At 65.2% G+C, this 3442-nt stretch carries 3 protein-coding genes and 1 pseudogene; all 4 read left to right on the plus strand.

The window, feature by feature from the left end; all coding sequences use genetic code 11:
- Window positions 1–1050, plus strand: a 1050-nt coding sequence (locus tag OBACDRAFT_RS24680) for a hypothetical protein (protein ID WP_043589897.1), incomplete at its 5' end; no start/stop codon positions are given.
- An 86-nt stretch (window positions 1051–1136) separates the two neighbouring features.
- Window positions 1137–1553 (plus strand): annotated as a pseudogene (locus OBACDRAFT_RS31340) (ATP-binding cassette domain-containing protein); the annotation flags it as partial.
- Between the two features lie 454 nt (window positions 1554–2007).
- The gene (locus OBACDRAFT_RS27350) at window positions 2008–2829 is read left to right on the plus strand and encodes an ABC transporter permease (protein ID WP_232767803.1); all 822 of its coding nucleotides are present in this window, start codon (window positions 2008–2010) and stop codon (window positions 2827–2829) included.
- A 148-nt stretch (window positions 2830–2977) separates the two neighbouring features.
- Window positions 2978–3358, plus strand: coding sequence for a hypothetical protein (locus OBACDRAFT_RS24695; protein WP_043589902.1), 381 nt, complete (start codon window positions 2978–2980; stop codon window positions 3356–3358).
- Window positions 3359–3442: the final 84 nt, after the last annotated feature.

The following is a 3442-nucleotide window of genomic DNA, read 5'->3' on the forward strand; positions in this document are numbered from 1 at the left end:
ACCAAGACCCAGGCTGCCACTGCCGCCCAACGCGCCGCCCAACTCGAACGCGACCTCGCCGCCCGCGCCGCCGAAGCCGCCAAACGCCAGCAAGAACTCGACGACCTCGCCGCCCGCCAGGCCGAAGCCCAAAAGAAAATCGAAGACCTCAACGTCACCGTCCGCGTCGCCGAACAAGAAAAAACCCTCCTCCGCGAAACCGCCCAAAACCTCCGCCTCCAAGTCGACGCCGAGCGCCAGGAACGCCAGAAAGTCCAGGAAACCACCACCCAACTCGCCGCCGGCGTCGGCCAGCTCGCCGAACACTCCGCCGACCTCACCAAAGAAATCCGCGAAAGCCGCCCCATCAACGCCAACACCCTCTACGCCGACTTCACCAAAAACCGCGTCCTCATAACCACCACCGCCCGCCGCACCAACTTCCTCGGCCAGATCAACCGCAAAAGCGAAGCCCGCACCCTCATCGTCACCGACGGTGCCACCCCCTACGCACTCCTCCACATCGACGACACCCCCTTCAGCGTCCGCGAAAACGGCTCCGACTGGGAGCAAATCACCGCCACCTACACTCCCCCCCAAGGCGGCATGCCCCAGACCATCCCCGCGCTCCACTTCCTCAAACTCGACCCACGCCTCGTCGCCTACCCCGTCACCCCCGACCAACTCACCACCCTTGGCGTCAAAGTTTACAAAACCGCCCTCGACCCCTACCGCTTCCCCGAAGCCGTCCTCATCAGCAACGGCGGCGCCGGCTACGGCGAACTCCCCTTCAAACTCGACCCCACCACGCCCGGCTACGTCAAAGTGGAGAACAAATTCTTCCGTCGCCTCTTTGGCGACTTCTCTCCCAACCGCGGCGACCTCGTCCTGAGCAAGACCGGCGAACTCCTCGGCGTGATGGTCAACAACGACTACTGTGTCGTCATCGGAGCCCTTGCCCCCGCCGCCACCATCACCACCGGCTACGATCTCCTCACCCGCCAACCCACCTCCGCCCTTCTCGACACCCAAGCCGGCCGCTACCGCGCACTCCCCCTGCGCCTCCAATAACCTCCCGCCCTCCCGCCTCGCCCCCCTCCCCGACTTAACTCGACTTAAATCGACTTAAATCGACCTCCCCTCCCTCCCCCCCTCCGATGCTCGCCTGCCGCCACCTCAACGTTTACCCCAAACCCGGCGCCTCCCCCCTCGTGCGCGACGCCACCGCCCGCTGGGCCGCCGGCCAACTCCATGCCCTCATCGGCCCCTCCGGCTGCGGCAAGACCACCCTCCTCAAAGGCATGCTCGGCATCCTCCCCGCGCAGGGCGAAATCCGCCTCCGCGACCGCCCCCTCACCGGCCCCCGCGAACTCCTGCGCGAAGTCGCCTTTGCCCCCCAGTTCAGCATCGCGCACGGCAAACTCACCGTCGGTGAAACCATCGACGCCGCCCTCCACCTCCACCAAACCCGCCCCGCCCCCGCGCGCCGCGCCAGCATCCTCCAACTCGTCGGACTCGAAGAACGCGCCGACACCCTCGTCGAAAAACTCAGCGGCGGACAACTCCGTCGCCTCGGCCTCGCCCTCGAACTCACCACCGACCCCGCCTGCCTCCTCTGCGACGAAGTCACCAGCGGACTCGACCCCCGCTCCGAGGACCAAATCCTCGCCCTCCTGCGCTCCCTCGTTGCCCACCAAGGCCGCACCGTGGTCTGTGTGATCCACAACCTCGCCAAACTCACCCAATTCGACACCATCACCGTCGTTTACGAAGGCTCCATCGTATTCCAAGGCCCGCTCCCCGCGATGCTCGCCCACTTCCAGATCGACGACGCCCTCACCCTCTACGACCGCCTCGCCGAGCACCCCCTCGAACACTGGCTCATCGGAGGGCGGGTCTCCCGACCCGCCGACGAGGCTCGCGACAGCGAGCCTCGCCCATCCGAAACGCACAACCACGCCACATCCGACGGCGAAGCCATCTCCCCCCCCCCCCCCCCCCGGATTCCTCACCCAAACCCTCATCCTCCTGCGCCGCCGCTGGCGACTCTTCCACCGCGACCGCGGTTACCTCGCGCTCACCCTCGCCATCACCTTTGGCTTCCCCTGCCTCGTCGTCATCTTCGCCCTTGGCGGCCTGCCCCAGATGAAAAACCTCTCGATGGAGCAAACCGGCAGCCTCCTCGACGCCCTGCAAGCCCGCGCCGAATTTCGCCAGCAAGCCGCCGACACCGCCATGCTCGTCTCCGGCCTGATCGTCTTTCAAGTCATCCTCCTGAGCCTCATGGGCAGCAACAACGGCGCGCGCGAAATCGCCGCCGAACGCGCCCTCTACGAAAAAGAACGCATGGCCGGCCTTCGCCCCGCCTCCTACGCCACCGCCAAACTCCTCTTTGCCGCCCTCATTGGAGCCGCGCAAGGCGCCTGGATGACCCTCTTCGTCAAACTCCTCTGCGACTTCCCCGGCCACTGGCTCCCCCAACTCGCCGTCCTCACCGCCACCGGAGCCAGCATGAGCATCGTCTGCCTCGGCCTCTCGGCCCTCCTCACCTCGCCCGACAAAGCCTCTCTCCTGTCCATCTACCTCGTCGGCTTCCAACTCCCCCTCTCCGGTGTCGTCCTCGCGCTCCCCTCTGCGCTCGTCTGGACCGTGCGCCCCTTCATCGCCACCTACTGGGGCTGGTCCGGCTACCTCACCGCCATGAGCGACACCCGCTTTTACGACGCCGTTGTCATGCTCGACAAAGGCTGGCTCGCCCCCCCCCCCATCGCCGTGGCCGTCCTCGCCGCCCACGCCCTCGTCGGTGCCACCCTTGTCTACTGGGGCTGCCACCGCCAACGCTGGCCATAACCCTCCCGCCGCCTCCCCCCCCCCCAGCCACCTCTTCATTTTCTTCTCTTCATTAAACAGCAACTAACTACAAATTCATTAAATTCTGAAAATTCCGTTAATTCTGTCTAAAAAACTCCGTCTCCTTTCGTCACCCACACGTCCACCCATGCGCCGCTCACTTGTTCAATTTCTCCCGTTCCTGCTCCTCCCTCTAAGCCTCCTCCTCCTGCTCGCCGGCTGCGCCGAACGCGGCGAACGCTTCCCCGTCGAAACCTACCTGCGCTCTGCCGACAACCTCCAAGGCAACCGCTACACCCTCGACGCCGAAATCGACGCCCAACTCAGTTGGAACGAAGGCACCGGACGCCTCATCGCCGTGCGCCCCCTCGACCCCGTCGGCAACGGCAAAGGTAACGCCGCCCACCGCCTGCCCGTCTTTATTGCCGACTCACTCCACGCCAACCTCATGGTTGCCCAACGCTACCGCTTCGAAATCACCGTGCAAAAAGGCGGACTCCTCCAAGTCACCACGCTCAAAAAACTCTAACCCTGAACCCGGAAAACCACCATGCGCCCCACCGCCCATCTTTTATTCCTCCTCCTCCCCCTCGCCCTCACCCCCGCCGCGCAT

Source organism: Geminisphaera colitermitum TAV2 (genome assembly GCF_000171235.2).
Taxonomy (GTDB): Bacteria; Verrucomicrobiota; Verrucomicrobiia; order Opitutales; family Opitutaceae; genus Geminisphaera; species Geminisphaera colitermitum.

What these genes read in the sequence shown, in the direction of transcription:
- OBACDRAFT_RS24695 (WP_043589902.1), top strand. Translation starts at nt 2,978, where the DNA reads ATGCGCCGCTCACTTGTTCAATTTCTCCCGTTCCTGCTCCTCCCTCTA.